The organism is Marinobacter sp. MBR-105 (assembly GCF_053628895.1).
This window is the reverse complement of record NZ_JBRJHG010000001.1, coordinates 105,166-128,682: the sequence shown is the minus strand read 5'-3', so window position 1 is coordinate 128,682 and position 23,517 is coordinate 105,166. Positions and strand designations below refer to the sequence as shown.

The following is a 23,517-nucleotide window of genomic DNA, read 5'->3' as shown; positions in this document are numbered from 1 at the left end:
CCCATCCCTTGCCAATTTTCCTGCCTGTGCCCGGCCGGTGGTGGTCAGCGCATTCACGGCAGGTATAATGCCCGCATAACCATTCATTCGTTAACCGGAAATCAGGAACAACATGCTCGATCCGAAACGTGTCCGTACACAGACTGAAGAGATCGCCCGTCGGCTGGCTATCAAGAATTTCGAGTTTGATATTGCCACCTTCGAGCAGCTTGAGGAACGCCGCCGGGCCATTCAGGTTCGTACGGAAAACTTGCAGAGCGAGCAGAACAAACGGTCGAAATCCATCGGCAAAGCCAAGGCGGCCGGTGAGGATATCAAACCGTTGCTGGAAGAAGTCGAAAGCCTGAAGCAGCAACGTGGTGACGCCGAGGACGAACTGCGTTCCGTGCAGGAATCCCTGAATGCCTTCTTTGCCGGTATTCCCAACCTTCCCGACGACGACGTGCCACCGGGCGCCAGTGAAGACGACAACGTAGAGACGCGTGTCTGGGGTACGCCCCGTGAATTCGATTTTGATCCTAAGGATCACGTGGCCCTGGGTGAGCAGCTGAAAGGCCTGGACTTTGAGAAGGCCACTCAGCTGGCCCATTCCCGTTTTGCTGTTATGCGCGGACAGCTGGCGCGCCTGCACCGTGCACTGGCTCAGTTCATGCTCGATCAGCATACTCTGCAGCATGGTTACACCGAGGCCTATGTGCCTTATCTGGTGAATGCCAACACTCTGTTTGGTACGGGCCAGCTGCCGAAATTTGAAGAAGATCTTTTCCGCACAGCCGGCGACAATCCCCTATACCTGATTCCTACCGCGGAAGTGCCGGCCACGAACCTGGTTGCGGATACCATTCTGGATGATGCTGAACTGCCGTTGCGCCTGGTTTGCCATACGCCGTGTTTCCGGAGTGAGGCAGGGTCTTATGGCCGGGATGTGCGGGGCATGATTCGTCAGCATCAGTTCGACAAAGTGGAGCTGGTGCACATCGTTCGGCCGGATGAATCCACGCAGGCGCTGGAGGAACTGACCGGACACGCCGAGAAGATCCTGCAACTGCTCGAACTGCCTTACCGCGTCGTCACCCTCTGTGGCGGAGACATGGGCTTTTCCGCCGCGAAAACCTATGACCTGGAAGTCTGGCTGCCGGGGCAGGATAAATACCGTGAGATTTCTTCCTGTTCCAACACCCGTGATTTTCAGGCACGGCGTATGCAAGCCCGCTGGCGTAATCCGGACACCGGAAAGCCCGAACCGGTCCATACCCTTAATGGTTCCGGCCTGGCCGTAGGTCGCGCCATGATTGCGGTGATGGAGAACTACCAGCAGGCGGACGGCAGTATTCTGGTGCCCGATGTACTCAAACCCTACATGGGAGGCGTCGAGCGTATTCAATGAATGATCAATCCAGGGATGCACCAGTAAAGGGCGTTCCCGTCGGGTCTGCACCGGCGCGATACAGGACCAATCCGGTTACGGATAACCCCAACAACTCGGCCGGTGAAGTGGCGCTGGTCGGTGCCGGCCCCGGCGATCCGGAGTTGCTCACCCTGAAAGCCTGGCGTCTGATCCAGTCGGCGGAGGTGGTGTTGTACGACCGCCTGGTTTCTCCGGAGATCATGGCGCTCATCCCTGAAAACGCCCAGAAAGTCCACGTTGGCAAACAGCGTTCGAACCACACGCTGCCGCAGGATCAGATCAATCAACGGTTGGTGGATCTGGCCCGGGAAGGCTATCGGGTGGTACGTCTTAAAGGCGGCGATCCGTTCATCTTTGGCCGTGGCGGCGAGGAGATTGAAACCCTGGCCTCGGCCGGCGTCCGTTTCCAGGTTGTGCCGGGTATCACGGCCGCCTCAGGTTGTGCTGCTTATGCCGGTATTCCGCTGACCCATCGGGATCACGCCCAGTCAGTGCGGTTTATTACGGGGCACCTGAAGAATGACACCTGTGATCTGCCGTGGAAGGATTTTGTTCAGAATAACCAGACGCTGGTGTTTTACATGGGCCTGGTCGGTTTACCGATCATCAGTCGGGAGTTGATGGCACACGGCATGCCGGCGGATATGCCTGTGGCACTGGTATCCCGCGGCACCACGCCGGAACAGGAAGTGATTACCGGCACTCTGGAAACAATTGTGGATCGGGTTCAGGAGAAGGGGGCTCAGGCGCCGACGTTGGTGATTATCGGCAATGTGGTTTCTCTTCGAAACCGTCTGGACTGGCTGGGAGCAGAAGCCGGGCGCTGAGGCCCGGCTTCAGACTTCAGGCAGAGGCGGTCCGCTTGGGCAGAACGTCTTTAAGCTTCTCACGCATGTCGCGAATGGCTTTTTCGGTGGTTTCCCAGTCGATACAGGCGTCGGTGATGGATACGCCGTATTTCAGGTCAGCCAGGTTCTCCGGAATAGACTGACTACCCCAGTTGATGTGGCTTTCCACCATCAGGCTCTGGATAGACTGATTGCCTTCCAGAATCTGGTGAGTCACATCCTGCATTACCAAAGGCTGAATAGCCGGATCCTTGCTGGAGTTGGCGTGACTGCAATCCACCATGATGGATTTGCGCAGCTTGGCCTTATCCAGTGCCTGTTCACACAGGGCTACGCTGACGGAGTCGTAGTTTGGCTTGCCGCCACCACCACGAAGCACGACGTGGCCGTAGTTGTTGCCCTTGGTGCGAATAATGGCAACTTTGCCCTGCTGGTCGATGCCCAGGAAGCTGTGGGGATGAGAGACCGACTTCATGGCGTTAACCGCAACGTCGAGGCTGCCATCGGTGCCGTTCTTGAAGCCGATGGCCATGGACAGGCCGCTGCTCATTTCCCGGTGGGTCTGGGACTCGGTGGTACGGGCACCGATAGCAGACCAGGCTATGGTGTCCTGAAGGTATTGGGGAGATATTGGGTCCAGGGCTTCAGTGGCGGCCGGAAGGCCCATCTCATTGATGTCCAGCAGCAGCCGGCGACCAATGTGCAGTCCCTGCTCGATATCAAAGGTATCATTCAGGTGCGGATCGTTGATCAGGCCTTTCCAGCCTACGGTGGTGCGTGGCTTCTCGAAGTACACGCGCATGACGATCAACAGTGTATCGCTGACTTCATCGGCGAGCTTTTTCAGTCGGGCGGCATAATCGCGGGCAGCTTCTACATCGTGAATCGAGCAGGGGCCTACGACAATGAACAAACGATGATCTTTGCCATCCATAATGTCGTAGATGGCTTGCCGACCATTGGCAACGGTTTCGGCTGCCTTGTCTGACAGTGGCATCTCTTGCTTCAGTGCTTCAGGAGTGATCAGTGTTTCCTGGCTGGCCACGTTCAGGTTTTCCAGTTTCTTACCCGACATCTTGTTGTGCTTCCCCGAATCTTGTCGTTACCTCACCCGGTATATTCATTCTTTTGTCCGGATGATTGAATAATAAGTGCGAGTGGGATACTAGGTTGCAGTAAACCCCGGCGAGTTGGTTATACTGCGTTATTTGCAGGCCCTTTTCAACGCTTCTCAACGCTTCAGGACAACAGGTAACGGATGTCGCCCTCATCAACGAAACCACAGGCTGTCGCTCCCTCCCGAAAGGTGGTTTCAGAAAGGATTACCCAGGTTCTGTCCGGGATCCGGGTGCCCGATCTGCCATACCCCGCCAGTAAGTCTTCTCCGGAGCAGGAACCGGACTGGCGTCCCTTATTGATGTCCTGCTGGACGGAACAGCGGGATGAGCGGGTAACCAAAGTGCTGCGTTCGGTTCAGATTGAGTGGACCGTCCGACAGGTGAATGCGGCCTACCTCTCCGACCGGATCATGGATGTCTTCCTGAAAACCTCAGGCCTGCATGCCGCCCTGGTGGGGCGCATAGCGCGCTTGCGGTTCTGGCTGGCATGGCAACTGGATCTGTGTGGTGCGGAGGTGTTCAGCGGGGTGCTTCTGGACTGGCTTGATAACCTTCAGGAATGGCGTGGCTGGAGTGATACCGGTGGTCGATCATCCCGCGTATTGCTGGATCAGCTTGATAGCCTGGTTATTACTGTATCCGGCAGCTTTGAGGCCGGCAGCCGCGATCCGCTGGAGCACTACTGCAGCCAATGGCTTGCCGATACCCGAAAGCGGGATGATCAGGTGGCGCGGCTCCGGGAACGGTTGTTGGAAACCGAGCAGGGGGCTTCACGCCAGCGTTTGTCAGATCAGGTGGCCAGGGCTCTGATTGGCCGCGCCTTGACGGGCCGTCAGCTACCACCGCCCATTACCCGCTTTATCCTGACCGACTGGCACAAGGTGTTGAAACAGAGTGTCTGGGCCGAAGGCGCGGACAGTGAAGTGCATCGGCACGCCAACAAATTACTGGAATGGCTGGTCTGGGTGGGAGACCCCCAGCTTTCTGATCGGGATCGTAACCGGTTGTACCACGTTGGGGAACAACTCGGCGACCGTGTCCGCGAAGTCTGGACTCGCGCTCTGGGTGAGGATGCTCCTGAACAGGCATTACACGAGATCCAGGCGGTAATTGTGGCTCGAATTCGAGGAGAGACACCAGAACTGGAGCCCGCGCTCGCCACCGGTTCAGATTTTGCCTGGGACAGCACCTGGCTGGCAAATGAGCCGGTCTCGGCCGACCACGCCAAACCTCTGGTCGGTCAGTGGTTTGTAGAGGGTGAAGGGGCAAGGGAACAGCGACGTTTTTTCTTTGCTTTGTTGTCTGATAGCGGGGAAGTGCTCTGGACCAATGGTGCCGGCGTTAAACTCGGACTGCAGCCGTGGGCCGAGTTCCAGGCCGAGCTTGGCCGCGGTGCGCTCAGGCCGCTTCCAGAACCAACGGCCTTCGGTCAGGTACTTGTAGAAACCCTCGAAGTGCTATCGAAAGTCTGCGCCAGGCAGCTGGAACAACGGGAAAAGGCGGCCAAGGAAGCCCGTGCCCGGGCCGAAGCGCTTCGGAAGGAACGGGAAGCGGCCGAGCAGCGCCGTCGGGAAGAAGAGCTCGCACGTCAGCAGGAACTTGAACGGGAGCGTGAAGAGGTTGAGCGCCAACGGGTGGCGGATGAGAAGGCGGAGCAGGAGCGTTTGCGAAAAGAGGCCGTGCTGGTGGCCACCAAACAGGTTGAAGGTATCGCTCTCGGTGGCTGGATTGTGCTTACCCAGGAAACCCGGGATGACGACCCTGTCCGGCTCAAGCTTGCCGTCAAGATTTCTGCCTCGCGTAAATATGTGTTTGTGGATCGCCTGGGGCTCAATCGCCGGGAATTTCTCCAGGACGAACTGGTTAACGGGATCGTGGAAGGGCGAATTCGTGTGCTTGGCAGTTCGGCCGAGTTTGATGACACCCTGAGCCGTGTTGTCGGGCGTATCCGTGTTGGTCGGAACTGAGGTGAACGATGATCGATGATGATTATGGCTTCGGATTAGAGGACGAGTTGCCGTCAGGGAAAGACCTTCGTGAGGACTACCGTCTAACGGCCCGGGCGCGTGCCTGGATACTCCCGGAATCGCCCGAACCGGAGTCTGAGCCGTCGACACTGGATGGTGTATCCGGAAGGCTGGAATGTCAGGTGCGCGACATATCGGCCCGTGGAATCAGTCTGTTGTGCGAGGCATCGCTTAGCATCGGGTCGATTTTGGTTGCGGAGGTAAGTCTTGGGGAACACGCAGAGCACTTCCGGCTGAGTGTCGAGGTCATGTGGTGTCGCGAGGCAGAGTGGGGGTATCTGATTGGCGTCCGGGTACTTGAGTCAGATGAAACTGACTATCTGGACTGGATCGAGGCGGTTGCCAGAGCACTCTCGGAAAGCTGAACGAAAAGAGCCGGCATCGCGCCGGCTCTTTCGCTATGGCTGATGTTAGCAATCCATCAGGCGTCCATCTCCGCCATGCCGGTGATATTGAACCCACCGTCCACGTACAGGATTTCACCGGTGATACCAGAGGCCAGGTCGGACGACATGAAGGCGGCGGCGTTGCCAACTTCTTCTGTGGTCACGTTACGACGCAAGGGGGCCTGCTTCGCGTTCTCGGCCAGCATGCGGCGGAAGCTCTTGATGCCCGAAGCGGCCAGAGTTTTGATCGGGCCCGCTGAGATACCGTTCACCCGGATGCCTTCCTTGCCCAGGCTGGCGGCCATATAACGTACGTTGGCTTCCAGGGATGCCTTCGCCAGTCCCATCACGTTGTAGTTCTGCAACACCCGCTCGGCGCCCAGGTAGCTCAGGGTCAGCAGACTGCTGCCTTCGTGCATCATCTCGCGCGCGCCCTTGGCGAGGGCCACGAAACTGTATGAGCTGATATCGTGGGCAATCCGGAATCCGTCACGGGTGGTGACGTCCACGTAGTTTCCATCCAGCTCATGGGCCGGCGCATAACCAACCGCATGGATGATGATGTCGATGTTGTCCCAGTGTTTGCCCAGTTGCTCGAATACCTGGTCAATCTGCTCGTCGCTGGCGACGTCACAGGGGAAAGTCAGTTTGCTGCCCCACTGTTCCGCAAACTTCTCAACGCGGGACTGCAGTTTCTCGTTCTGATAGGTGAAGGCCATTTCGGCGCCTTCACGAGCGAAGGCCTCGGCAATGCCGTAGGCAATGGAATGTTTGCTGGCGACGCCAACAATCAGTGCTTTTTTGCCACTGAGGATTCCCATGGGTTTCTGCTCCCTGTGTTCCGTGGTTTCGGCGCATTATCCCCGACCTGTCAGGGTCGGGTAACGCTCAATTGGTCGTAGACTGATAGAAAAATGCGGCATTCAGCAGTTCCCGGGTATACGGCTGTTGCGGTTCCCGGAAAATGGTCTCTGCATCGCCGTATTCCACAATCCGGCCTTGCCTGAGTACCAGCAGTTTGTGGCTGAGTGCGCGAACAACGGCCAGATCATGACTAATAAAGATGTAGCTTAGCCTATATCGGGCCTGAATTTCCCGTAAAAGCTCGATCACCTGCTTCTGTACCGTTCTGTCCAGGGCGGAGGTGGGTTCATCCAGAATCATCAGGTCTGGCTGGAGAACCAGCGCGCGTGCTATGGCAATACGCTGGCGCTGGCCGCCGGAGAATTCGTGTGGATACCGATGCCGTGCGTCCGGATCCAGTCCCACATCCTTAAGGGCCTGGATAACTCTGGCTTCGTGCTGCCCGGAACTCCCGGGCTCGTGGATTTCCAGTCCTTCACGGATGATTTCTTCAACGGACATCCGCGGGCTGAGGCTGCCAAACGGATCCTGGAAGACAATCTGAACGCGTCGGCGCCAAGGCCGGAAAGCCTTCTGGGAGAGGGCGGACAGCTCGGTACCGCAGAGGCTGAACTGGCCTGTGCTCGGAGTGAGTTTCAACAAGGCGTGGCCCAGTGTGGTTTTGCCACTGCCACTTTCGCCGACAATACCGAGGGTTTCACCGGCACGCAGCTCGAAGCTGGCATCCTGTACCGCGTGGAAGCTTTCTTTTACCTTGCCCAGCAGGGTCTTGCGAATGGGGAAATTCACATTCACGTTGTCTACGGTCATCAGGGTTTCGGTGCCGTTGGCGGCAGGCAGAGGGTGCTCCGGTGGTTCAGCGTCAATGAGTTTACGGGTGTAGGTATGAGAGGGCGACCTGAACAGCGCTTCTGTCGCGCCTTGTTCGACCATTTTTCCCCGTTCCATCACCACCACGTAATCGGCATACCGGCGGACGATGCTCAGATCGTGGGTAATTAATAGCACTGCCATGCCCAGCTTCTGCTGCAATGATTTCAGCAACTCCAGCACCTGTTTCTGAACCGTCACATCCAGCGCCGTGGTGGGCTCATCCGCAATCAGCAGATCAGGTTCATTGGCCAGAGCCATGGCAATCATTACCCGCTGTTTTTGCCCACCCGATAATTGGTGTGGGTAGCTCGTCAGGCGGGTCTCCGGGGCCGGAATCCCGACCAGTTCCAGTAATTCCAGGCAGCGTTTCCGGGCCTGGGGGCCGCGCATGCCTTTGTGGAGTTCCAGGGTCTCGCCAATCTGCTTTTCGACGGTATGCAACGGATTGAGCGAGGTCATCGGCTCCTGGAAGATCATGCTGATGTGCCGGCCACGAATCTGGCGCAGGCGCTTTTCCTTCGCCTGCAGCAAGTCTTCGCCCTTGTAGAGGATCTGTCCGGCGGGATAAGCCGCATGACGTTCATCCAGCAGCCGAAGTATCGACAGGGCAGATACCGACTTGCCGGAGCCGCTTTCGCCAACCAGTGCGAGAGTCTGGCCTTTGTCGATGCTTAATGACAGCCCGTCAACCACCCGTGGGCCGTTATCGAAGGTGATGGACAGGTCCGAGATGGAAAGCAGGTCACTCATATCAGTTCTTTCTCGGGTCAAAGGCATCGCGCACCGCTTCTCCCACAAACACCAGCAGCGTAAGCATGACGGCCAGTGACACGAATGCGGAAATACCCAGCCAGGGTGCATGAAGGTTGGCTTTACCCTGGGCAATCAGCTCGCCCAGTGACGGTGAACCCGAGGGCAGGCCGAACCCCAGGAAATCCAGAGACGTGAGCCCGGTTATGGCGCCGGTGAGAATAAACGGCATGAACGTGAGGGTTGCCACCATGGCATTGGGCAGAATGTGCCGGAACATGATTCTGCGATTGTCCAGGCCGAGTGCTCTGGCGGCTTTCACATACTCGAAGTTACGGGCGCGGAGAAACTCAGCCCGCACGACATCCACCAGCCCCATCCAGCTGAACAGCAGCATGATGCCCAGCAACCACCAGAAATTGGGCTGAACAATCGAAGACAGAATGATGAGCAGGTACAACATGGGCAAACCAGACCAGATCTCGATAAAGCGCTGGCCAAACAGATCGATCTTGCCACCGTAGTAGCCCTGAAGTGCGCCAACGGCAACGCCAACGATGGAACTGGCGATGGTGAGCGTCAGGCCGAACAACACCGAAATGCGAAATCCATAGATCACCCGGGCGGCCACATCCCGACCCTGATCGTCGGTTCCCAGCCAGTTCTCGGCACTGGGCGGCGCAGGTGAGGGAACAGTCAGATCGTAGTTGATAGTGTTATAACTGAAGCGAATGGCAGGCCAGAGCATCCAGCCATTGCTTTCGATTTCGCCCGCGATGAAGTCATCGCGATAATCGGCTTCCGTGGGCAGAAACCCACCAAAAGTTTCTTCGGGCACCTGCTGAATGACGGGAAAGTACCAGTCGCCGTGGTAGGAAACTACAAGAGGTTTATCGTTGGCGATCAGTTCGGCACATAGCGAAAGGCCAAACAGCACCAGAAAAATCCAGAGACTCCAGAAACCGCGCCGGTTAGCGGTAAAGTTATTGAGTCGTCTGCGCTGAATCGGAGAGAGGGTTGCCATGATTACGCACCCTCCCGGCTTTCAAAATCGATGCGCGGATCAACAGCGACATACGTGAGGTCGCTGATCAGCTTCATCACCAGCCCCATCAGCGTCAGGATGTAGAGAGTGCCGAAAATGACCGGATAATCCCGGTTGAGGGCAGCCTCAAAACCAAGCAGGCCGAGGCCGTCCAGTGAGAAGATTACCTCAATCAACAACGACCCGGTAAAGAACAGCGCCACCAGAACGCCGGGCATACTGGCAATGACAATCAGCATGGCATTACGGAACACATGGCCGTAAAGCACCTGCTTTTCTTCCAGGCCCTTGGCCCTGGCGGTGACCACATACTGCTTGCTGATTTCGTCCAGAAACGAGTTCTTGGTCAGCAGCGTGAGGGTAGCGAACCCGCCGATCACGTTTGCGGTCACTGGCAGGGCGAGATGCCAGAAATAATCAGCAACCTTCTGGTACCAGGTCATCTCGTCAAAACCCGGCGAGGTCAGGCCCCGGAGCGGGAACAGATCGAAATAGCTACCGCCGGCAAACAGTACGATCAGCAGGATCGCAAACAGGAATCCGGGAATGGCGTAGCCGACCACGATCGCGGAACTGGTCCAGACATCGAATCGGGAGCCATCCGTGACCGCCTTACGGATGCCCAGTGGAATGGAGACGAGGTAGATAATCAGCGTGGACCAGAGGCCGAGGGAAATGGAGACCGGCATCTTGTCCAGAATCAGTTCGACGACGCTTCTGTCCCGGAAAAAGGAATCGCCGAAATCGAAGGTGGCGTAATCGCCCAGCATTTTGAAAAAGCGTTCGTGCGCAGGCTTGTCGAAGCCGTACATGGCCTCAAGTTCTTCAAGAAGTTCGGGCGGCAGGCCCCGGGAGGCCCGGCTGTCTCCGGAACTGCTTGCCACTTCACTGCCGACATCGCCACCACCGGCGCGCGCCAGAGCGCTGCTGCCGTGGCCTTCCATCTCCGCGAGAATCTGTTCAATGGGGCCACCGGGAGCGGCCTGAACAATGACAAAATTCAACAGCATGATCCCCACCAGGGTGGGGATGATCAGGGCGAGGCGGCGGAGTATGTAAATGCCCATTCAGGGAGCAGTCCTTACTACAGCGTCGTGATAGCGAACGGTATCAGCGTTCAGTCCACCAGTTGTTAAGGTCGATGCCGTTCTTGGGCGTGTTGGCCGGGCGTTTCAGGTGGTTCCAGTAGGCCACCCGATCCTTGCGCAAATGCCAGTGCGGGATCACGTAATGGCCATTCAGCAGCACACGATCCAGTGCGTGCACCCGGCGTACAAGCTCTTCCCGGTCCGGCGCCTGAATGACCATGTTGACCAGCTCATCGATGACGGGATCGCTAACGCCCATGAAATTGCGGGAGCCGGGTACATCGGCATTACTCGAGTGCCAGTAGTCCCGTTGTTCATTACCCGGAGAATCAGATTGAGGCAGCACCTGGGTGATCATGTCGAAATCAAAACTCCGAACCCGCTGAACATACTGGTTGCTGTCGACCAGGCGCACCGACACATCGATGCCCAACTTTTCAAGATTCTGTTTGAAGGGTAGAACCACTCGTTCAAAGCTTTTCTGGAACAGAAGGATCTCGAATGCCAGTGGTTTGCCGGTCTCCTGATGGACCATTTTGCCATTCTTGATCTGATACCCGGCTTCCGTCAGGAGTTTCAGTGCGGTACGCAGATTGTCCCGCAGGCTGACGCCGTTTCCGGTATCCGGTGGGACATAGGCCTCTGTGAAAACGTCGGGGCTTAGTTGATCCCGATAGGCTTCAAGAATTTCAAGCTCTCGCCCTTCAGGCAAGCCCGATGAGGCAAGATCGCTGTTCTCAAAATAGCTGCTGGTGCGAGTGTACTGGCCAAAGAACAGGTTCTGGTTGGCCCACTGGAAATCAAAACCGTAGGTCAGCGCCTCCCGAACCAGGGGATCCTGAAACACCGGCTTGCGGGTATTGAAGATAAAGCCCTGCATGCCTGTGGGGCGGTGGTGCTCAATGGCTTCTTTCTCAATATCGCCGCTCTCGAACTGACGACCGGTATAGGCAGTGGCCCAGTTCTTGGCTGAGGTCTCCTGGCGGAAGTGGAAGTTGCCCGCCTTGAATGCCTCCAGGGCGACGGTGTCGTCGTTGTAGTATTCGTAGGAAACGGTGTCGAAGTTGAATCGGCCCTTGCGTACACCCAGATCTTTGGCCCAGTAGTCGTCGACCCTCTGATAGGTAATGGAGCGGCCTGCGTCAAAAGAGGCAATCCGGTAAGGGCCACTGCCCACCGGGATGGTCAGGCCGCTGCTTTCAAACTCTCGATCCTGCCAGAAATGTTCTGGCAGGACGGGCATCTGGCCAAGAATCAGGGGCAGTTCCCGATTGTTGGTTTGCGCAAAGTCAAAGCGAATCCGGTGACTGTTTTCAATGGTCACCTTGTCTACATCCGCGTAGTAGTTGCGGTAAAACGGGTGACCTTCGGTGGTCAGAATCCGGTAGGAAAATTCCACGTCTTCAGCGGTGATTGGTTCACCGTCCTGAAAGCGGGCCTCTTTATTGAGATTGAAGATGACGAAGCTGCGGTCTTCCGGAACTTCAACGGATTCGGCAATCAGCCCGTACTCGGAAAAAGGCTCGTCGGCAGAGGACTCCAGAAGGGTATCGTACACGTAGGCGTTAATACCCGCCGCAGAGATGCCCCGGATGACAAAGGGGTTAAAACTATCGAAGCCGTTGGCAACCACAGATAACTTCAGTTCGCCGCCTTTCGGGGCCTCCGGGTTGACGTAGTCGAAGTGACTGAAATCCGCAGGGTACTTCAGTTCACCGTGCATGGCGATGCCATGCACAGGAGTGGGGGTTTCGGTGACGCCTTCATCGGCTGAGGCGAAACAGGCAGACGCTGCCAGAGCCAGCGTCGCGGTAATTCTGGTCAGCAAGGGTGCTTCTGGTTTTTTTGTCATGGTTCTCGCACGTTACGGACTGTTTCTTATGTCCACGTAGAGTACCAGACTTTGGCCGGGTTGGAGATAACGGTCCGTATTAAGATCGTTCCATGATGCGATGTCACGCACATTCACGGAAAACCTGCTGGCGATGGCGGACAGGGAGTCGCCGCTGCGAACCCGGTATCCCACCTTGCGCACCATGGCCTTGCCACGGGTATTCGAAGCTACCATGGTCGGCTTTGAAGTTTTCGACCAGATCACCAGTTCCTTGCCTGGAATCAGGGGGTCTCCCGGTGCCATGCCATTCCAGGCAGCCACTTCCCGAACCGAAACCCGGTGCTCCCTAGCAATATCCCAGAAAGTATCGCCCCGGCGCACGGTGTACCGTACCTTGTTGCCGCTACGCTTGCGTTCCTGAGTTCGCTCCAGTCGCTGGGCCTGGCTTAGCGCATAGGCGTCGGAGCCCTTGGTGGAAGACGGAATTAACAGTTGCTGGCCAATCCGGATCAGGTCACTGTTGAGCTTGTTGACCTGTTGAATGACCGATGGGGTAGTGGAGAACTTGCGGGCAATGGTGTTCAGGCTGTCACCCTTGCGGACTTTATAGTTCTGCCAGGATACACGCTGTTCGCTTGGGAACTCTGCCAGTGCGGTTTGGAATGCCTCGGCCTGTTGCTTGGGTACCAGCAAGCGATGGGGGCCATCCGGATTGGTTGCCCAGCGATTGTAGGACGGGTTCAGCAGATAGATTTCATCAATATCCACGCCGGCTAGTTCTGCGGCCTGGGCCAGGTCCAGCTGGGAGCCGGTATCCACCACTTCGAAATACGGTTCGTCTTTTAATGGTGGCAGGTCGATACCGTAGGCTTTCGGATCGTCGAAAATTTTTGCCAGGGCAATCAGTTTGGGCACATAGTGGCGGGTCTCCGTCGGTAATGTCAGAGACCAGTAGTCTGTGGCTTTTCCGGCGTTGCGGTTGCGGCGCATGGCGCTGGATACGGTCCCGCCCCCGGAATTATAAGCGGCCAGGGCCAGGGTGTAATCGCCGTCGAACCGGTTGGCCAGGCGCTCCAGGTAAGTCAGGGCAGCATCGGTAGCCGCAATGACGTCCCGTCGGTCATCATGCCACCAGCTTTGGGTCAGCCCGAAGTATTTGCCGGTAGACGGGATGAACTGCCAAAGCCCGGCAGCGCGACCGTGGGAGTAGGCAAAAGGATCAAAGGCGCTTTCTACCACTGGCAACAGAGCCAGTTCGCTGGGCAGGCCGCGTTTTTCGATTTCATTGATAATGTAATGCAGGTACCGGGAGCCTCTTTCCACCACGCGATCGATGTAACGGGGGTGGCGCACGTACCAGTCCAATTGAGCCTGTACCCTGGCATTGTCGACGGAGTGATCCATGGTGAAACCGGCGCGAAGTCGTGACCACAGATCGTCTGTTCTGGTGGATACGTCGGATTGCCGGGCGGGATTGTCCAGTTTTTCCCGAGCTTGCTGGGCCTTGGCCTGAAGTTCCGGGGAGATGGCGTCATCTAATGGTGCCCCGCTGGTACTGTCCTCTCCATTGCCGGCAGCGACGTCAGCCTTGAGGTCCTCATCGCCCTTGGCAACAACCACTTGCTGTGAGTCCAGGGGGTCTTTTTGCTGATTCTCTTCCTCGGTCCCGAACCAGGCCGAAGGTGTATGCCAGTTTTCGGCGATCTGACTGGTACTGCAGCCGCTGAAAAGGGTTGACGCGAGAAGGATGAAGGGCAGTCGTTTTACCGGCATAAACACAGGGTTCCGGGTGGAGCCGGCGGGTATCTGTAAAAATAGCCGGCATATTTAACAGGTTACGTTCGATAATTGCTCGAAATTCTATGGGAGCGTTTTCCGGGCGGTCAAGCTGAGCCATGTTACGGCTGTGAGATAAATTGTTAAGCAGTGACCGCCCGCACGCTCAGAAGTTGTCTTTGCCGTGCCGCACGGCTGCAAAAACCGCACAATCCGAGCCGGTGGCAAGGCGGTGTGTGGTGCTGTAGTTCTCGGCGGCCTCTATGACCATGGCATCATCCCACCGAAGGAATGGATTCAGCTGTTTCTCCTGGCCAATCGTGGTCGGCACGGTTGGCTTACCCCGTTCCCGAAGGTCTTTGCAGGCGTTCTCAAACTCGGCCAACGCCTTATCTTCGGGTAGCCAGTGACGGGCGAAGCGAAGGTTTGCCAAGGTGTATTCATGAGCACAGTATACTGCAGTGTTATCCGGAAGGTCCCGCAGGGTCTGGAGCGAGGTGTGCATCTGCTCCGGTGTGCCTTCGAACAGTCGTCCGCAGCCGCAGACAAACAGTGTGTCGCCGCAGAACAGAACGGGTTTGTCATTTACCTGGGTGTCGCTGTAATAGGCAATATGATCCAGTGTATGGCCGGGAACTGCCAGGACATTGAACGTGATGCCTTCCCAGACGACTTCATCGCCGGCATGAACCGTGTTTGTAGCACCCTTGAAGGGCGAATCAGTCGGGCCAACAATACGGAGGTCCGGATACTGTTGCTGAAGCTCTTTCACGCCGCCGGTGTGATCCGGGTGGTGATGGGTGATCAGGATGGTGTCTGCTGAGAAACCGCTGTCACTGAGATAGTCCAGTACCGGCTTTGCCTGGCCGGGATCGACTATCAGGGTCTTGCCGGACTCAAGGTTGGTAAGGCACCAGATATAGTTGTCTGAGAATGCCGGAACCGGATGAATGCGCAAGGTGGCCACCCCATGTGTTCAATGAATGTGCCTGTTATGATAATGCAACAACGGGTACAGCCCAAGGAGCGGCAGGTTGCGCGAGCAATCAAGCATTTAGTGGATCGGGTAGGGGAGCCAGCGTGACAACCAGCGGCGTGATTGACTATTCAGCACGACATGAGAGCTTTGAGCGTTGGGTGCAGACCCCCCTTGGCCGCTCCCTGCTGGCCAGCCAGAGAGCGGTGCTTGATAAGGAACTGCAAGGCCTTACGGGGGCAAGACAACTTCAGGTCGGCCTGAGTCACCGATTGCCTTTAGCGAGTGGTACCGATTTTGCCCAGAAGATTATTACCTGTCCGGCCTGGCATGCCCATATGCCAGAGGGCGTGGCGGTTTGTGACGCCGACGAGCTGCCGTTTCCCGGTGATTCCATGGATCTTGTGATCCTTCATCATACGGCCGATTTCTCTCCGGATCCGCACCAGGTACTTCGCGAGTCCGCCCGTGTATTGCGAGGTGAGGGGCGCATCGCTCTGGTTGGGTTCAACCCCCTCAGTCTCTGGGGCGCACGCAGGCTGGTTTCCCGCCATCGGTTTGGCCCCTGGGGTGGTCGGTTCCTGATGCGATCACGAATGGAGGACTGGCTCAGGTTGCTGGGGTTCGAGCTGGAAAACAGTGGCACCTATTTCTGTACCCTTCCGCTGCAGCGAAAACACGGGGCATCCGGAAGACGGCAGCGTTTGGCCGCCAGTAGCCGCCCTCATTTACTGCCCACGGGCGCCTATTACTGTATCCTTGCGCGCAAACGCGAATACGCCCGGATCCGGACCAGGGCATCCTGGCGCAAGAGCAAGGTAATATCTTTGCCCGGAACGGTGGGGGTATCCAGTGGCTGTGCCAGCCATAGCTCAGGCAGGGTGGACAGGCGGAGAACAGAACAGGAGCAGTAATGGCTGGTAAGGTAGTGATGTATACCGACGGAGCCTGTAAAGGTAACCCTGGGCCCGGGGGGTGGGGTGTCGTATTGCGCTATGGTGATGCGTGCAAGACCATGCACGGTGGCGAGCTGCAGACCACGAATAACCGGATGGAACTGATGGCGGCCATTCGAGGCTTGAGGGAGCTTAAGCGCGCTTGCCAGGTGGAGTTGTATACGGACTCACAATACGTGCGCAAGGGCATTACCGAATGGATGAGCGGCTGGAAGCGCAATGGCTGGAAAACCTCGGCAAAGAAACCGGTCAAGAATGCGGATCTGTGGCAGGAGCTCGATGCTGAAACTGCCAGGCACACCGTTAACTGGCATTGGGTGAAGGGTCATTCAGGGCATCCTGATAACGAGTTGGCGGATGAGTTGGCCAACCGCGGAGTCCGCGAACTGAACGGGGCCTGAACCCTGGCCCCTGGAAAACCGATTAATGAGCAGTGAGTGAGAGCGCAGTTGCATGAGACAGATCGTACTGGATACCGAAACCACGGGTATTGATCCGAACGAAGGTCACCGCATTATCGAAATTGGTTGTGTGGAAGTGATCGAACGCGAGCTGACCGGTCGCAACTATCACGTATACATTAACCCTGAGCGGGAGGTAGAAGCGGAGGCTATCACCGTTCACGGTATCACCAACGAATTTCTGGCCGACAAGCCAAAGTTTGCGGAGGTTGCCGACGAGTTCTTTGAGTTCATCAAGGGTGCAGAGCTGGTCATCCATAACGCCGCGTTCGACGTGGGCTTCATGGACTCCGAATTCGCCCGCCTGAAACCGGTTCGGAAAACAGCAGACCACTGCGGCATTGTCGATTCACTGGCCATTGCCAGGAAAAAGCACCCGGGCCAGAAAAACAATCTCGACGCCCTGTGCAAGCGCTATGGAGTGGATAACTCCAACCGTGACCTTCACGGGGCATTGCTGGACGCCGAGATCCTGGCAGACGTCTATCTGCTGATGACCGGCGGCCAGACCGCGCTGTCCCTGGATGCCGGCTCCGGCGATGAAGGTGGCGATGGCGGTATTCGCCGGATCTCCGGTGAGCGCGCGCCGTTGGCGGTGGTTCGGGCCACCAGTGATGAAGCCTCTGCCCATGTTGAATTCATGGCGATGATGGAGAAGCAGGCCGGCGAAACGGTGTGGTCCCGGTTGCAGGCAACAGAATGAGAACCACGTTCAGCTGTACCATTTGTTACATTCCGGCTTTCTTGAGCTACTTGAGTTTTGTGTTATAAGTAATGATAAGTTCGCCAGTTTTTTGCGAACCGTTCAGGTATGGGCAAGGGCTGCCTCGCTGAACAGGAAGGACCTGCCCGTATGCAGGCTGCAGTTCATGAACAGGATGCGGTAGTCTCCGCAAATTAACAGGAAGCGTTTATGGTTCAATCGTCTCTGGCGACGAAATCGCAGTCGTTTGATCTGGTCAAAAGTGAAATCGAACAGACCATCAAGCAGGCAGAATCCAGCCTTGAGCGCTTTCAGGAAAACCGCGAGAGCGGGGAAGATCTGCAGAACTGTGTTGATTACCTGAACCAGCTTCGGGGAATCTTCATTCTGGTGGAGCTCCGGGGCGGAACCCTGCTTTGCCAGGAGGCGGTTAATCTCGCCAATGATGTGCCGGTTGGTGCCAACGACGACAAGAATATACTGCTGACAGCACTTAACAGCGCGCTGTTCATTCTCCGCCGTTACGTCGAGTACTACCATCAGCAACGTGAAGATCATCCCGAGCTGCTGCTGCCCGTGATCAATGATCTGCGTGAAGCCCGTCGTGAGAAACCTTATCCCGAATCCTGCTTCTTCGATATCGACATCAAGGAGCGCCCGGACTTTTGCAGCGATCTGGGGCTGAGGCCCATGGATGATGCGGAGTCTGAATATGAAATCCTGGCCCGTCGCATGCGCCTGACCTTCCAGGTGGCGCTGCTCGGCATTCTCCGCGAGCGCAACGAAGCGGTTAGCAAAAAACTCATTGCCAGGGCTGCCCGTGGTCTCGCACGACTGTGTCAGGGAGCGCCTATGGGGCAGATGTGGTGCCTGCTGGCGTTGGTCTCCGATACCATGCTGGATCGTGCCATGGGCTTTAGCAAGGCCCGCAAGCGTCTGCTGATGCGAATCGAGAAATACGCGCGGGAAGTGGTGTATGTCGGCAAGGTAGCTACCGCCAAGGACGCCCCCGAATCGCTGATCAAAGATCTGGTCTATCTGCTTTACCGCAGTGGCTCAGCCAACCCTGAGGTGACGCGGGTACTCTCTGCTTATCAGCTCGGTCCTGCCGAATTCCCGGATGCACTTCTTGAGGCTCATTCCCGGCGCCTCTATGGCCCTGGCACGGACGTGCTCAAATCCCTGTCTGAAGCCTTGCAGGAAGAACTTAATCAGCTGAAAGACAAGCTGGACATCATCGAGCGCGGAATAGAACCGGATCTGGCCGAACTTGCCTCGATTGCCGATACTCTGGAGCGCCTGGCCAATACGCTGGTGATGCTCGATCTGAACCGCCTGGCCAGTATTTCCCGTGAAGAAGCGGCCAAACTGCGTAAATGGGAAGAGGAAAACCGCCTGCCGGCGGAGGAGGAGCTCTATCGTCTGGCGGATTCCGTGCTGGGGGTAGAGGATGCCGTCATGCAGATTGTGACCCGTGGCATTACCTCAGAGACCGATGCCCTTGCTGGTGCAGACCGGAGCCGGGACGAATCCGTGTACCTGCAGGAAGCCATCTGGGTTGTGGCGGATGAGGCCCGTAGTGCGTTGACCCTTGCCAAGCGAGCGATCACAGCATTTATCGAATCCGATTACGACAAGCTTCATCTGGCCAATCTGCCGGGGACACTGCGCAGTATCTGGGGTGGCTTGCAAATGGTGGACGACCCCATCGCAGCGGACGTCATTGCCAGGGTTGCGACGTCTATTCAGGAGCGCCTGCTGGATGCGCGCGAAGCCCCTGCGTCTCAGGTTCTGGAAGCGCTGGCGGATGCGCTCACCTCGCTCGAGTACTACATTGAAGGCGTCGGTCGGCGGGAAGACAGGAATGTAGACCTGCTCAAGCTGGCTCAGAGTTCGCTGGATGACGTCGGTCTGTAGACGCCAGGGTGGCCCGAATTTCTGAATGGCATAAAAAAAACCTGCGGTTTGCGCAGGTTTTTTTATAGCTGGTGTTTAACCGGGCTCAGCCCATGTTGAACAGTTCCCCCAGCTTGGTTGCCAGCATCATGTCGCCTTCGGCGCGTAGCTGACCAGCCATGAACGCCTGCATGCCGTCGGTCTCGCCAGAGACGATACCCTGCAGGGTTTCAGAGTTCATGATCAGGGTAACAGAAGGATCGTCGTGTGCGCCTTCGTGCAGCTTGCAGGTGCCGTCATTGATCACGAGGTGGTAAGTCTTGTCGTCTTCGATGTCGAACTGGAATACCAGGTCCAGGCCCTGTGCTGCGTCTGCGTTGAAGTTCTGTTCGAGTTTTTCAAATACCTGAGCTACAGACATTGTTTTACCCTTTTTGATGGTTGTCTTGTCATGGTGGTGACGACTAGTGATCCCTGGCGAAGGCAGCCTGTACAGCAGCCGGGGTAGCGCCAACCTCGCAATCCGACTTTATGGTTAGAGCCGGTTCGTGTCAAGCTTGATCGAACGCTTGTTTTAATTTTATCGCGGGCTTATCAGGCCTGTGCCGAGGCGGTACACTTCGGGGTTTGCAAATACGTGTGGAGACTGCATTTTGGAATTTCTGACCGAATACGGCCTGTTCCTCGCCAAGGTGGCGACTTTCGTGGTGGCGGCGATTGTGCTCGTGTCCATCATTGTCTCGGCAACCCAGAAAGACCGGGACGATCACGAAGGTGAGGGTGAGCTGAAAATACGCAAGCTGAACGATCAGTATCGCCGGCTCAGAGAGTCAATCCAGGCCAGGTTGATGACAGACCAGGAACGAAAGGCCTGGCAGAAGAAAAAGAAAAAAGAGGACAAGGCTGAAAAGAAAGCGACGAAAAAGCAGCCAGAACCTGACGCTACCGAAGAGAAAACGGCGCGTGTTTACGTGCTTGATTTCGATGGTGACATTAAAGCCAGCGATACCGATACCCTGCGGCGTTCAGTGTCGGCGGTTCTGAGTGTTGCCAATCCGGAAACGGACGAAGTGGTTATCCGCCTGGAGAGCGGCGGTGGTCTGGTTCATGCCTATGGGCTGGCGGCAGCCCAGCTGGACCGGATTCGCAGCAAGGGCATCAAGTTGACCGCCTGCGTCGACAAGGTTGCGGCCAGCGGCGGCTATATGATGGCCTGCGTGGCTGATCGCATTATTGCTTCGCCGTTTGCCGTGCTCGGTTCCATCGGGGTGGTGGCGCAACTCCCGAACTTCCACCGGTTCCTGAAAAAGAACGACGTTGACTTTGAGGTGCTCACCGCGGGTGAACACAAGCGAACGCTGACAATCTTTGGTGAGAATACCGATAAGGGACGCCAGAAATTCCTCGAGGACCTGGAGGATACCCATGTCCTGTTCAAGGAGTATGTGAGTGAGCGGCGTCCGGATCTGGATATTCAGGCGGTTGCCAATGGAGATATCTGGTTCGGCAAGCGCGCTCTGGACGTGAAGCTGATCGATGAGATCAAAACGTCTGACGAATACCTGATTGAGGCTTGTGAGCGGGGAGACGTGATCTCAGTGTCTTTCCAGCGCAAACGTACACTGCCGGAAAAGCTCGGTTTGGCTACCAGCGCGGCGCTCGAACATACCGTCTGGAAAGTGTTGAGTGCGTTTCGGAATCAAAAAATGCAGTAAACCAGAACTGAACACCAGCGCATGACGACTCATGCGCTGGTGATTGGTCTCAGGAGGCCCGGCGGCGGAACAGGGGCTGGTCCGTGTCGGTCGCAGCCTGGTAGGTCTGGGTGAAGAAGCTCAGGCACTTCGGTGCCTTTGCAATGTCCTTGTCAGCGCGCAGTACGTAGCTGTCAAAGCCACAGCGCTTCATGAACTGAAGCTGGTCGAGCAGCACATCGCCAATGGCTCGCAGCTCGCCGCGGTACCCGAACCGTTCACGTAGCAAACGGCCAATGCTGTAACCACGGCCATCGACAAAGCGCGGGAAATTCACCGCGATCAGTGGCAATTCATTCACTTTCTCGCCAAGCAATTCCGGCTCATCGTGGCTGTCAAACCAGACACCCACTGAGGGCTTTGCGGCAAAGTGCTCATGGCCGGCCAGCCACAGATCTGCCGGAATCAAGACCGGCTTATCTTCAGGAATATCCATGGATTCACCCGCCGCAGGGCGGGGCACCACAACCCAGTCGTCATTACGAATCGTGCCGTCAGCGGCAATTACATCAGGCATATACCCGCTCCTTGAAAGGATCCAGACCGACCCGGCGATAGGTGTCCAGGAAGGTTTCCTCTTCCGTCCGGTTTTCTACGTAAACATTGATCAGCTTGGCGATGACCTCTGGCATTTCCTCACGAGCGAAGGACGGCCCAAGAATCTTGCCGATGGTGGCGTCGTGGTGTGACGATCCACCCAGGCTGATCTGATAGAACTCTTCGCCTTTCTTGTCGACGCCCAGAACACCAATATTGCCCACGTGGTGGTGGCCACAGGCGTTCATGCAGCCTGAAATGTTCAGGTCGATGGGGCCGAGGTCGTACAGGAAGTCCAGGTCATCAAAACGACGCTGGATTGCTTCAGCCACAGGAATCGACTTGGCGTTGGCCAGGGCGCAGAAATCGCCGCCGGGGCAGCAGATAACGTCGTTCAGTGTGTTCAGGTTCGCCGTTGCGAAGCCCAAAGGCAAAAGCTTTTGCCAGAGCTCAAACAGTCGATCCTGGCGGACGTCTGCCAGTACCACATTCTGCTCGTGAGTGGCCCGGGCTTCACCGTAGCTGTACTCATCCGCAAGGTCGGCAATCTGCTCCAACTGGAAGTCGGTGACATCCCCCGGGGGCGTGCCGGTCTTCTTGAGCGTCAGGGTTACAATGGCGTAGCCCGGCTTTTTGTGACTGTTGACGTTGTGGGTCAACCACTTGTCAAATTCACGGTTCTCGAAGCGCTGCGTCGCCAGCAGGTCGGTAGCATTGTCCAGTGCATCATACGCCGGCTCGGTAAAGTAGCCCTGGAATTTGCTCACCACCTCCGGTGTCAGCCGGGAAGGTGAGTCTTTGATGTGGGCCCACTCCGCTTCAACTTTTTCGGCAAAGCCCTCGGGGCTCAGCGCCTTGACCAGAATCTTGATGCGCGCCTTGAACTTGTTGTCCCGGCGGCCGTAACGGTTGTAAACCCGGACAATGGCTTCCAGGTAAGTCAGCAGATCCAGTTCCGGCAGGAAATCGCGGATGACCGGGCCAACCATGGGGGTACGACCAAGTCCGCCGCCAACGTGAACCCGGAAGCCAAGTTCTCCCTGGTCATTGCGTACCAGCTGCAAGCCAATGTCATGCACCCGGATAGCTGCGCGATCCGTGTGTTCGGAGGCATTCACGGCAATCTTGAATTTACGTGGTAAAAACGCAAACTCCGGATGGAACGTCGACCACTGGCGAATAATCTCGCAATAGGGGCGTGGATCAGCGATTTCGTCCACCTGGACACCGGAGAACGGGTCCGTGGTGGTGTTCCGGATGCAGTTACCGCTGGTCTGATTTGCGTGCATTTCCACTTCCGCCAGCTCAGCCAGAATATCGGGCACGTCTTCCAGGTTCGGCCAGTTCAGCTGGATGTTGGTGCGGGTGGTGAAATGGGCGTAGCCTTTATCATAGTCCCGGGTTACGCGTGCCAAGCGGCGAAGCTGCTCGGAGCGAAGCATGCCGTAAGGGATACAGATACGGAGCATGGGTGCGAGACGCTGAACATAAAGCCCGTTCTGCAGTCGAAGTGGAAGAAATTCCTCTTCAGCCAGCTCGCCGGCAAGGGCGCGCTCGGTCTGGTCGCGGAATTGGGCAACACGCTCTGCGGCTATCTGCCGGTCGTGCTCATCATAAACGTACATAGTGGAACGTCCTGCCTGCTACATCAGAAGAGCTCAAATTTCCGGCCGGGTTTCATGGACCGGGCCTTATTCCTGCGAGGCAGGATACCATCGTGTTTTTATTCTCAAAATGATTATTTCAACATAACATTATCGATTCAGGTGATAAGTGATCGAACCCGGGACTGGACGAATGTCAATTTGCTGCTTTACTTGAACGGGAAAGTCAGAAAAACAACAACTTCGAATACGAAGGAGGAAATGCCATGAAAAAGTCCGTGCGATCAGACAGCCAGGCCGACGCGGTGGCCGCGGTATTGCTCGTGTTACTGGCAGTTGCCTTTGCGGTGGTTTGGGTGTCCGGGCAGTAGCTTATTGCCCGGCCAGCACCAGTTTAACCACGATGATCAGCCCGCCTACAAACGCGACGGTAAACAGAACGCCGGCAATGATGTAGGGCAGTGGGCTGTGGTGTGAAAAGTCTTCCTGGCGGCGCTTGTCGGACTGCACACCGAATGCGCCTGCCAGAATGCTCTGCATGATTTTCAGAACCCCCGGGCTGCGGGGGCGTTGGTCGTTATTGTTGTTATCGGTCACGTCATTCATGGAATCC

Annotated in this window: 20 protein-coding genes and 1 pseudogene; 9 read left to right on the top strand and 12 right to left on the bottom strand. The window is 56.7% G+C overall.

The window, feature by feature from the left end; genetic code table 11:
- Positions 1 to 112: 112 nt before the first annotated feature.
- Positions 113 to 1,387: a serine--tRNA ligase gene (serS, locus tag ACSSVV_RS00655; protein WP_454105370.1), complete on the top strand. Its 1,275-nt coding sequence runs from the start codon at positions 113 to 115 to the stop codon at positions 1,385 to 1,387.
- A 41-nt stretch (positions 1,388 to 1,428) separates the two neighbouring features.
- Positions 1,429 to 2,235, top strand: a pseudogene (cobA, locus tag ACSSVV_RS00650) (uroporphyrinogen-III C-methyltransferase); the annotation flags it as partial.
- 16 nt (positions 2,236 to 2,251) lie between these two features.
- On the opposite strand, the gene ACSSVV_RS00645 reads toward cobA, so the two are convergent.
- The gene (locus ACSSVV_RS00645; protein ID WP_011785031.1) at positions 2,252 to 3,331 is read right to left on the bottom strand and encodes a 3-deoxy-7-phosphoheptulonate synthase; all 1,080 of its coding nucleotides are present in this window, start codon (positions 3,329 to 3,331) and stop codon (positions 2,252 to 2,254) included.
- 183 nt (positions 3,332 to 3,514) lie between these two features.
- Here ACSSVV_RS00645 and ACSSVV_RS00640 point away from each other — a divergent pair, with 183 nt between their 5' ends.
- Entirely contained in the window at positions 3,515 to 5,341 is a 1,827-nt protein-coding gene (locus ACSSVV_RS00640) for a DUF1631 family protein (protein ID WP_011785030.1), read from the top strand.
- An 8-nt stretch (positions 5,342 to 5,349) separates the two neighbouring features.
- Positions 5,350 to 5,766 carry a PilZ domain-containing protein gene (locus ACSSVV_RS00635; RefSeq protein WP_141066949.1) on the top strand — a complete coding sequence of 139 codons (417 nt, stop codon included), beginning with the start codon at positions 5,350 to 5,352 and terminating at the stop codon, positions 5,764 to 5,766.
- A 56-nt stretch (positions 5,767 to 5,822) separates the two neighbouring features.
- Here ACSSVV_RS00635 and ACSSVV_RS00630 read toward each other — a convergent pair whose 3' ends face one another.
- The 7 genes from ACSSVV_RS00630 to gloB form a co-directional block, all read right to left on the bottom strand.
- Positions 5,823 to 6,608, bottom strand: coding sequence for an enoyl-ACP reductase FabI (locus ACSSVV_RS00630; RefSeq protein ID WP_011785028.1), 786 nt, complete (start codon positions 6,606 to 6,608; stop codon positions 5,823 to 5,825).
- Positions 6,609 to 6,675: 67 nt separating this feature from the next.
- Positions 6,676 to 8,274, bottom strand: a complete 1,599-nt coding sequence (locus ACSSVV_RS00625; RefSeq protein WP_454105369.1) for an ABC transporter ATP-binding protein — start codon at positions 8,272 to 8,274, stop codon at positions 6,676 to 6,678.
- Position 8,275: 1 nt separating this feature from the next.
- Positions 8,276 to 9,298, bottom strand: coding sequence for an ABC transporter permease (locus ACSSVV_RS00620; RefSeq protein ID WP_454105368.1), 1,023 nt, complete (start codon positions 9,296 to 9,298; stop codon positions 8,276 to 8,278).
- 2 nt (positions 9,299 to 9,300) lie between these two features.
- Entirely contained in the window at positions 9,301 to 10,386 is a 1,086-nt protein-coding gene (locus ACSSVV_RS00615; RefSeq protein WP_022991191.1) for a microcin C ABC transporter permease YejB, read from the bottom strand.
- A gap of 43 nt (positions 10,387 to 10,429) precedes the next feature.
- A complete protein-coding gene (locus tag ACSSVV_RS00610) occupies positions 10,430 to 12,259 on the bottom strand; it encodes an extracellular solute-binding protein (protein ID WP_454105367.1) in 1,830 nt (609 codons plus the stop codon).
- A gap of 12 nt (positions 12,260 to 12,271) precedes the next feature.
- Positions 12,272 to 14,014, bottom strand: coding sequence for a LysM peptidoglycan-binding domain-containing protein (locus tag ACSSVV_RS00605; protein ID WP_011785023.1), 1,743 nt, complete (start codon positions 14,012 to 14,014; stop codon positions 12,272 to 12,274).
- A gap of 169 nt (positions 14,015 to 14,183) precedes the next feature.
- The gene (gene gloB, locus ACSSVV_RS00600; protein WP_011785022.1) at positions 14,184 to 14,975 is read right to left on the bottom strand and encodes a hydroxyacylglutathione hydrolase; all 792 of its coding nucleotides are present in this window, start codon (positions 14,973 to 14,975) and stop codon (positions 14,184 to 14,186) included.
- Between the two features lie 122 nt (positions 14,976 to 15,097).
- Between gloB and ACSSVV_RS00595 the strand changes: the two genes are divergently transcribed.
- From ACSSVV_RS00595 to ACSSVV_RS00580, 4 genes are all read left to right on the top strand, one after another.
- Complete coding sequence (locus ACSSVV_RS00595; protein WP_011785021.1) at positions 15,098 to 15,907, top strand: class I SAM-dependent methyltransferase; 810 nt, start codon at positions 15,098 to 15,100, stop codon at positions 15,905 to 15,907.
- A complete protein-coding gene (gene rnhA, locus ACSSVV_RS00590; protein WP_011785020.1) occupies positions 15,907 to 16,350 on the top strand; it encodes a ribonuclease HI in 444 nt (147 codons plus the stop codon). Before ACSSVV_RS00595 ends, rnhA begins: the two co-directional genes overlap by 1 nt.
- A gap of 52 nt (positions 16,351 to 16,402) precedes the next feature.
- The gene (gene dnaQ / locus ACSSVV_RS00585) at positions 16,403 to 17,113 is read left to right on the top strand and encodes a DNA polymerase III subunit epsilon (RefSeq protein ID WP_454105366.1); all 711 of its coding nucleotides are present in this window, start codon (positions 16,403 to 16,405) and stop codon (positions 17,111 to 17,113) included.
- Positions 17,114 to 17,323: 210 nt separating this feature from the next.
- Positions 17,324 to 19,030 carry a hypothetical protein gene (locus tag ACSSVV_RS00580; protein ID WP_022991196.1) on the top strand — a complete coding sequence of 569 codons (1,707 nt, stop codon included), beginning with the start codon at positions 17,324 to 17,326 and terminating at the stop codon, positions 19,028 to 19,030.
- Between the two features lie 85 nt (positions 19,031 to 19,115).
- Here the strand turns inward: ACSSVV_RS00580 and ACSSVV_RS00575 are convergent, their stop codons facing one another.
- The gene (locus ACSSVV_RS00575; RefSeq protein ID WP_011785017.1) at positions 19,116 to 19,430 is read right to left on the bottom strand and encodes an SCP2 sterol-binding domain-containing protein; all 315 of its coding nucleotides are present in this window, start codon (positions 19,428 to 19,430) and stop codon (positions 19,116 to 19,118) included.
- Between the two features lie 232 nt (positions 19,431 to 19,662).
- Between ACSSVV_RS00575 and sohB the strand changes: the two genes are divergently transcribed.
- Complete coding sequence (sohB, locus tag ACSSVV_RS00570; protein ID WP_023010310.1) at positions 19,663 to 20,724, top strand: protease SohB; 1,062 nt, start codon at positions 19,663 to 19,665, stop codon at positions 20,722 to 20,724.
- A gap of 49 nt (positions 20,725 to 20,773) precedes the next feature.
- Here sohB and ACSSVV_RS00565 read toward each other — a convergent pair whose 3' ends face one another.
- The 3 genes from ACSSVV_RS00565 to ACSSVV_RS00555 form a co-directional block, all read right to left on the bottom strand.
- Positions 20,774 to 21,280, bottom strand: coding sequence for a DUF934 domain-containing protein (locus ACSSVV_RS00565; protein ID WP_022991198.1), 507 nt, complete (start codon positions 21,278 to 21,280; stop codon positions 20,774 to 20,776).
- Positions 21,273 to 22,925, bottom strand: a complete 1,653-nt coding sequence (locus tag ACSSVV_RS00560) for a nitrite/sulfite reductase (RefSeq protein ID WP_022991199.1) — start codon at positions 22,923 to 22,925, stop codon at positions 21,273 to 21,275. The genes ACSSVV_RS00565 and ACSSVV_RS00560 overlap by 8 nt, the downstream gene beginning before the upstream one ends.
- A gap of 351 nt (positions 22,926 to 23,276) precedes the next feature.
- Entirely contained in the window at positions 23,277 to 23,510 is a 234-nt protein-coding gene (locus ACSSVV_RS00555; protein WP_022991201.1) for a DUF2970 domain-containing protein, read from the bottom strand.
- Positions 23,511 to 23,517 lie beyond the last annotated feature (7 nt).

Excerpts from the sequence above, each read along its gene's own strand:
- ACSSVV_RS00640 (WP_011785030.1), top strand. The coding sequence starts at position 3,515 with ATGTCGCCCTCATCAACGAAACCACAGGCTGTCGCTCCCTCCCGAAAG.
- ACSSVV_RS00580 (WP_022991196.1), top strand. The coding sequence starts at position 17,324 with ATGGTTCAATCGTCTCTGGCGACGAAATCGCAGTCGTTTGATCTGGTC.
- ACSSVV_RS00625 (WP_454105369.1), bottom strand. The coding sequence starts at position 8,274 with ATGAGTGACCTGCTTTCCATCTCGGACCTGTCCATCACCTTCGATAAC.
- rnhA (WP_011785020.1), top strand. The coding sequence starts at position 15,907 with ATGGCTGGTAAGGTAGTGATGTATACCGACGGAGCCTGTAAAGGTAAC.
- ACSSVV_RS00605 (WP_011785023.1), bottom strand. The coding sequence starts at position 14,014 with ATGCCGGTAAAACGACTGCCCTTCATCCTTCTCGCGTCAACCCTTTTC.
- ACSSVV_RS00610 (WP_454105367.1), bottom strand. The coding sequence starts at position 12,259 with ATGACAAAAAAACCAGAAGCACCCTTGCTGACCAGAATTACCGCGACG.
- serS (WP_454105370.1), top strand. The coding sequence starts at position 113 with ATGCTCGATCCGAAACGTGTCCGTACACAGACTGAAGAGATCGCCCGT.
- ACSSVV_RS00565 (WP_022991198.1), bottom strand. The coding sequence starts at position 21,280 with ATGCCTGATGTAATTGCCGCTGACGGCACGATTCGTAATGACGACTGG.
- ACSSVV_RS00620 (WP_454105368.1), bottom strand. The coding sequence starts at position 9,298 with ATGGCAACCCTCTCTCCGATTCAGCGCAGACGACTCAATAACTTTACC.
- dnaQ (WP_454105366.1), top strand. The coding sequence starts at position 16,403 with ATGAGACAGATCGTACTGGATACCGAAACCACGGGTATTGATCCGAAC.
- ACSSVV_RS00635 (WP_141066949.1), top strand. The coding sequence starts at position 5,350 with ATGATCGATGATGATTATGGCTTCGGATTAGAGGACGAGTTGCCGTCA.
- ACSSVV_RS00615 (WP_022991191.1), bottom strand. The coding sequence starts at position 10,386 with ATGGGCATTTACATACTCCGCCGCCTCGCCCTGATCATCCCCACCCTG.
- ACSSVV_RS00560 (WP_022991199.1), bottom strand. The coding sequence starts at position 22,925 with ATGTACGTTTATGATGAGCACGACCGGCAGATAGCCGCAGAGCGTGTT.
- ACSSVV_RS00630 (WP_011785028.1), bottom strand. The coding sequence starts at position 6,608 with ATGGGAATCCTCAGTGGCAAAAAAGCACTGATTGTTGGCGTCGCCAGC.
- ACSSVV_RS00645 (WP_011785031.1), bottom strand. The coding sequence starts at position 3,331 with ATGTCGGGTAAGAAACTGGAAAACCTGAACGTGGCCAGCCAGGAAACA.
- ACSSVV_RS00555 (WP_022991201.1), bottom strand. The coding sequence starts at position 23,510 with ATGAATGACGTGACCGATAACAACAATAACGACCAACGCCCCCGCAGC.
- ACSSVV_RS00575 (WP_011785017.1), bottom strand. The coding sequence starts at position 19,430 with ATGTCTGTAGCTCAGGTATTTGAAAAACTCGAACAGAACTTCAACGCA.